Genomic DNA, 7,436 nt, shown 5'->3' with positions numbered 1-7,436 from the left:
CCTTCGTTGACTGCGCTTGGCGCGGTCAGGGTCACCGTGGTGGTGTCAGCAGTGCCCGGAGTATCGGTAACGGTGGTATTTACCGGCGTAGTGCCCGGTACCAGGTTCTCGAAGTGTTCGCCGCCGGTGACGCCTTTGATGGCGGTGGTGACGGTTTGATCGCCTTTATAGACGTCGTTTGGAGCGACTACAGAAACAGACCCGCTCGACTGGTTTACACCGATGGTGATGGTTTGGCCGTTATCCAGGGTGACCGTTAACGGGTTGGTGATGTTAGTCACCGCATTACCCGACTTATCGACCAGCGAAGCGGTGTAAACGATGTTGCCGCCCTCACCAATAGTGTTGGTCGCGGTCAGGACCACATCGACCTTGTCGATGGTGTCGTTGATGATCGTTGTCGCGCCGTTGCCTGCAACTTCCAGCTTCTCGAAGTTGCCGCCGGTAGCGTCGGTGATCTTGACGGTCTGGGTGCTCTTATCAATGAACACGTCATCGCTCGGCGCCGGGACGGTCACAGTACCGACGGTATCGCCAGCCTTGATGGTAATAGTCGAACCGTTATCCAATTTCAGCGTGACGTCGGTGCCGGCCTTATTGCTCAAGGTCGCGGTGTAAGTGATCTGACCGCCTTCGTTAACTGCGCTTGGCGCAGTCAGGGTCACGGTGGTGGTATCTGCAGTGCCCGGTGTGTCCGTTACGGTCGTAGTGACTTTATCGGTACCTGGCACCAGATTTTCGAAATGCTCGCCTCCGCTCACAGTTTTGATCGCGGTAGTGATGGTCTGGTCGCCGTTGTAAACATCGTTCGGCGCCACGGTGGTGACGGTGCCGCTGGACTGGTTTACACCAATGGTGATGGTCTGGCCGTTATCCAACGTCACGGTCAGTGGATTGGTGATGTTGGTCACCGGCGCGCCGTTTTTATCCACAAGGCTGGCGGTGTAGACGATGTTGCCGCCTTCACCGACGGTGTTGGTGGCGGTCAGGACCACATCGACCTTGTCGATGGTGTCGTTGATCGTGGTGGTCGCGCCGTTGCCTGCAACTTCCAGCTTCTCGAAGTTGCCCCCGGTAGCGTCGGTGATCTTGACGGTCTGCGTGCTCTTGTCGATGAACACGTCATCGCTAGGCGCAGGGACGGTCACGGTGCCGACGGTGTCGCCGGCCTTGATGGTGATGGTCGACCCGTTATCCAGCTTCAGCGTGACATCGGTGCCGGCCTTGTTGCTCAAGGTAGCGGTGTAGGTGATCTGACCACCTTCGTTAACTGCGCTTGGCGCGGTCAGGGTCACGGTGGTGGTGTCAGCAGTGCCCGGAGTATCGGTAACGGTGGTGTTCACTGGCGTAGTGCCCGGCACCAAGTTCTCGAAGTGCTCGCCGCCGGTGACGCCTTTGATGGCGGTGGTGACGGTCTGGTCGCCTTTGTAGACGTCGTTCGGCGCCACGGTGGTGACGGTGCCGCTCGACTGATTCACACCGATGGTGATGGTCTGGCCGTTATCCAGGGTGACGGTCAGCGGGTTGGTGATGTTGGTCACCGCATTACCCGACTTGTCGACCAGCGAAGCGGTGTAAACGATGTTGCCGCCTTCGCCAACAGTGTTGGTGGCGGTCAGGACCACATCGACCTTGTCGATGGTGTCGTTGATAGTCGTTGTCGCGCCGTTACCTGCAACTTCCAGCTTCTCGAAGTTGCCGCCGGTAGCGTCGGTGATCTTGACGGTCTGGGTGCTCTTGTCGATGAACACGTCATCGCTAGGCGCAGGAACGGTTACGGTACCGACGGTATCGCCAGCCTTGATAGTGATGGTCGAACCGTTGTCCAGCTTCAGCGTGACGTCGGTGCCGGCCTTGTTGCTCAAGGTCGCGGTATAGGTGATCTGACCACCTTCGTTGACCGCACTTGGCGCGGTCAGGGTCACGGTGGTGGTGTCAGCAGTGCCCGGTGTGTCCGTTACGGTCGTAGTGACTTTATCGCTACCTGGCACCAGATTTTCGAAATGCTCGCCGCCGGTCACAGTTTTGATCGCGGTAGTGACGGTCTGGTCGCCGTTGTAAACGTCGTTCGGCGCTACGGTGGTGACGCTGCCGCTGGACTGGTTCACACCGATGGTGATGGTCTGGCCGTTATCCAACGTCACGGTCAGCGGGTTGGTGATGTTGGTCACCGGCGCACCGTTTTTATCCACAAGGCTGGCGGTGTAAACGATATTGCCGCCTTCGCCCACAGTGTTGGTCGCGGTCAGGACCACATCGACCTTGTCGATGGTGTCGTTGATGGTGGTGGTTGCGCCGTTGCCTGCAACTTCCAGCTTCTCGAAGTTGCCGCCGGTAGCGTCGGTGATCTTGACGGTCTGGGTGCTCTTATCGATGAACACGTCATCGCTAGGCGCAGGGACGGTCACGGTGCCGACGGTATCGCCAGCCTTGATGGTAATGGTGGAACCGTTATCCAACTTCAGGGTGACGTCAGTGCCCGCTTTATTCGAAAGCGTGGCGGTGTACGTAATCTGACCACCTTCGTTAACTGCGCTTGGCGCGGTGAGGATCACGGTGGTGGTATCTGCAGTGCCCGGTGTGTCCGTTACGGTCGTAGTGACTTTATCGGTACCCGGTACCAAGTTCTCAAAGTGCTCGCCGCCGGTAACGCCTTTGATGGCGGCAGTGACAGTTTGGTTGCCTTGATAGACGTCGTTTGGAGCGACTACCGAGACAGAACCGCTCGACTGGTTTACACCAATGGTGATGGTCTGGCCGTTATCCAACGTCACGGTCAGTGGATTGGTGATGTTGGTCACCGGCGCGCCGTTTTTATCCACAAGGCTGGCGGTGTAGACGATGTTGCCGCCTTCACCGACGGTGTTGGTGGCGGTCAGGACCACATCGACCTTGTCGATGGTGTCGTTGATGGTCGTTGTTGCACCGTTGCCTGCAACTTCCAGCTTCTCAAAGTTACCGCCGGTAGCGTCGGTAATCTTGACGGTCTGCGTGCTCTTGTCGATGAACACGTCATCGCTAGGTGCTGGGACGGTCACGGTGCCGACGGTATCGCCAGCCTTGATGGTAATGCTCGAGCCGTTGTCGAGTTTCAGCGTGACGTCAGTGCCCGCTTTGTTGGAAAGCGTGGCGGTATACGTAATCTGACCACCTTCGTTTACTACGCTTGGCGCAGTCAGGGTCACGGTGGTGGTATCCGCAGTGCCCGGAGTATCGGTAACGGTGGTGTTCACCGGCGTAGTGCCCGGCACCAGGTTCTCGAAGTGCTCGCCGCCGGTTACCGTTTTGATCGCGGTGGTAACGGTTTGGTCGCCGTTGTAAACATCATTAGGCGCCACGGTAGTGACGCTACCGCTCGACTGATTCACACCGATGGTGATGGTCTGGCCATTGTCCAAAGTCACGGTCAGTGGATTGGTGATGTTGGTCACCGCATTACCCGACTTGTCGACCAGCGAAGCGGTGTAGACGATATTGCCGCCTTCACCGACGGTATTGGTGGCCGTCAGGACCACATCCACTTTGTCGATGGTGTCGTTGATCGTGGTAGTTGCACCGTTACCGGCAACTTCCAGCTTTTCAAAGTTGCCGCCCGTGGCGTCAGTGATCTTGACGGTCTGGGTGCTCTTATCGATGAACACGTCATCGCTAGGCGCGGGAACGGTCACAGTACCGACGGTATCGCCAGCCTTGATGGTGATGGTCGAGCCGTTATCCAGCTTCAGCGTGACGTCGGTGCCGGCTTTGTTGCTCAAAGTCGCGGTATAGGTGATCTGGCCGCCTTCGTTGACCGCACTTGGCGCGGTCAGGGTCACAGTGGTGGTGTCAGCAGTACCCGGAGTATCGGTAACGGTGGTGTTTACCGGCGTAGTGCCCGGCACCAGGTTCTCGAAGTGCTCGCCGCCGGTAACGCCTTTGATGGCGGCAGTGACAGTTTGGTCGCCTTGATAGACGTCGTTTGGAGCGACTACCGAGACAGAACCGCTCGACTGATTCACACCGATGGTGATGGTCTGGCCGTTATCCAACGTCACGGTCAGCGGGTTGGTGATGTTGGTCACCGGCGCACCGTTTTTATCCACAAGGCTGGCGGTGTAAACGATATTGCCGCCTTCGCCCACAGTGTTGGTCGCGGTCAGGACCACATCGACTTTGTCGATGGTGTCGTTGATCGTGGTGGTCGCGCCGTTGCCTGCAACTTCCAGTTTCTCGAAGTTGCCGCCGGTAGCGTCGGTGATCTTGACGGTCTGCGTGCTCTTGTCGATGAACACGTCATCGCTAGGCGCAGGGACGGTCACGGTGCCGACGGTATCGCCAGCCTTGATGGTAATGGTGGAACCGTTATCCAACTTCAGGGTGACGTCAGTGCCCGCTTTATTGGAAAGCGTGGCGGTGTACGTAATCTGACCACCTTCGTTAACTGCGCTTGGCGCGGTCAGGGTCACGGTGGTGGTATCTGCAGTGCCCGGTGTGTCCGTTACGGTCGTAATGACTTTATCGGTACCTGGCACCAGATTCTCGAAGTGCTCGCCGCCGGTGACGCCTTTGATGGCGGTGGTGACGGTCTGGTCGCCTTTGTAGACGTCGTTCGGCGCCACGGTGGTGACGGTGCCGCTCGACTGATTCACACCGATGGTGATGGTCTGGCCGTTATCCAGGGTGACGGTCAGCGGGTTGGTGATGTTGGTCACCGCATTACCCGACTTGTCGACCAGCGAAGCGGTGTAAACGATGTTGCCGCCTTCGCCAACAGTGTTGGTGGCGGTCAGGACCACATCGACCTTGTCGATGGTGTCGTTGATAGTCGTTGTCGCGCCGTTACCGGCAACTTCCAGCTTCTCGAAGTTGCCGCCGGTAGCGTCGGTGATCTTGACGGTCTGCGTGCTCTTGTCGATGAACACGTCATCGCTCGGCGCTGGGACGGTCACAGTACCGACGGTATCGCCAGCCTTGATGGTAATGGTGGAACCGTTGTCGAGTTTCAGTGTGACGTCGGTGCCGGCCTTGTTGCTCAAGGTCGCGGTGTAGGTGATCTGACCACCTTCGTTGACCGCGCTTGGCGCGGTCAGGGTCACAGTGGTGGTGTCCGCAGTACCCGGAGTATCGGTAACGGTGGTGTTTACCGGCGTAGTGCCCGGCACCAGGTTCTCGAAGTGCTCGCCGCCGGTAACGCCTTTGATCGCGGTGGTGACGGTCTGATCGCCGTTGTAGACATCGTTCGGCGCCACGGTGGTGACGCTGCCGCTCGACTGATTCACACCGATGGTGATGGTTTGGCCGTTATCCAACGTTACGGTCAGCGGGTTGGTGATGTTGGTCACCGGCGCACCGTTTTTATCCACAAGGCTGGCGGTGTAAACGATATTGCCGCCTTCGCCCACAGTGTTGGTCGCGGTCAGGACCACATCGACCTTGTCGATGGTGTCGTTGATCGTGGTGGTTGCGCCGTTACCTGCAACTTCCAGCTTCTCGAAGTTGCCGCCGGTAGCGTCAGTGATCTTGACGGTCTGGGTGCTCTTGTCGATGAACACGTCATCGCTAGGTGCAGGAACGGTTACGGTACCGACAGTGTCACCGGCCTTGATGGTGATGGTCGAGCCGTTGTCCAACTTCAGCGTGACGTCGGTGCCGGCCTTATTGCTCAAGGTCGCGGTATAGGTGATCTGACCACCTTCGTTGACCGCACTTGGCGCGGTCAGGGTCACGGTGGTGGTGTCAGCAGTACCCGGAGTATCGGTAACGGTGGTGTTAACCGGCGTAGTGCCCGGCACCAGGTTCTCGAAGTGCTCGCCGCCGGTAACGCCTTTGATCGCGGTGGTGACGGTCTGATCGCCGTTGTAGACATCGTTCGGCGCCACGGTGGTGACGCTGCCGCTCGACTGATTCACACCGATGGTGATGGTTTGGCCGTTATCCAACGTTACGGTCAGCGGGTTGGTGATGTTGGTCACCGGCGCACCGTTTTTATCCACAAGGCTGGCGGTGTAAATGATGTTGCCACCTTCACCAACAGTGTTGGTGGCGGTCAGGACCACATCGACCTTGTCGATGGTGTCGTTGATGGTGGTGGTTGCGCCGTTGCCTGCAACTTCCAGTTTCTCGAAGTTGCCGCCGGTAGCGTCAGTGATCTTGACGGTCTGGGTGCTCTTGTCGATGAATACGTCATCGCTCGGCGCAGGGACGGTCACGGTACCGACGGTGTCACCGGCCTTGATGGTAATGGTCGAACCGTTGTCGAGTTTCAGAGTGACGTCGGTGCCGGCCTTATTGCTCAAGGTCGCGGTGTAAGTGATCTGACCGCCTTCGTTAACTGCGCTTGGCGCAGTTAGGGTCACGGTGGTGGTATCTGCAGTACCCGGAGTATCGGTAACGGTGGTATTTACCGGCGTAGTACCCGGTACCAGGTTCTCGAAGTGCTCGCCGCCGGTCACAGTTTTGATCGCGGTGGTGACGGTCTGGTCGCCGTTGTAAACATCGTTCGGCGCCACGGCGGTGACGCTGCCGCTGGACTGGTTCACACCAATGGTGATGGTCTGGCCGTTGTCCAAGGTGACCGTCAGCGGATTGGTGATGTTGGTTACTGCCGCGCCGTTTTTATCCACAAGGCTGGCGGTGTAGACGATGTTGCCGCCTTCGCCGACGGTGTTGGTGGCGGTCAGGACCACATCGACCTTGTCGATGGTGTCATTGATGGTCGTTGTGGCGCCGTTACCGGCAACTTCCAGCTTCTCGAAGTTACCGCCTGTGGCGTCAGTGATCTTGACGGTCTGGGTGCTCTTGTCGATGAACACGTCATCGCTCGGTGCTGGGACGGTCACGGTACCGACGGTGTCGCCGGCCTTGATGGTGATGGTCGACCCGTTATCCAACTTCAGCGTGACGTCAGTGCCCGCTTTATTTGAAAGCGTCGCGGTGTAGGTAATCTGTCCGCCTTCGTTTGCCTCAGTCGGCGCGGTCAGCGTCACGGTCGTAGTGTCGATCGAGTCCGTAATCGTGGTGACCGCCGGGGCCGTATTCGGCACCAGGCTCTCGAAATTGCCGCCGGTCGTCCCGGTAATGGTGGTGCTGACGGTGCTGCCGTTGACGTAGACATCATTCGGCGGGGTGTCGACAACCACGCTGCCAACGGACTCGCCCGCCTTGATGGTGATCACCGAGCCATTGCTCAAAGTGACAGTCACTGGCGTCTGCGCCGGGTTGGTCAAGGTGGCGGTGTAGGTGATCTGGCCGCCTTCGACAACCGTTCCGGTAGCGGTCAGCGAAACGTTGGTGGTGTCGACCGAATCAACAATCGTGGTAACGGCCGGAGTCGTGCTCGGCACCAGATTCTCAAAGTTGCCGCCAGTCGCGCCGGTAATAGTAGTGCTGACGGTAGAACCGTTGTTGTAGACGTCGTTAGCCGGGGTATCGACAACCACAGTGCCAGTGGACTCGCC

The 7,436-nt window shown here is 58.4% G+C and carries 1 protein-coding gene; it reads right to left on the bottom strand.

Annotated features, from left to right (window positions below):
• Positions 1–7,436: immunoglobulin-like domain-containing protein (locus ACQRBV_RS08495; RefSeq protein ID WP_427877921.1), on the bottom strand; the 7,436-nt coding region annotated here is incomplete at both ends.

Source organism: Pseudomonas sp. R11F (genome assembly GCF_050312575.1).
GTDB lineage: Bacteria > Pseudomonadota > Gammaproteobacteria > Pseudomonadales > Pseudomonadaceae > Aquipseudomonas > Aquipseudomonas palleroniana.
The sequence above is the reverse complement of the archived record's forward strand: the minus strand, read 5'-3'. Positions and strand labels throughout refer to the sequence as shown.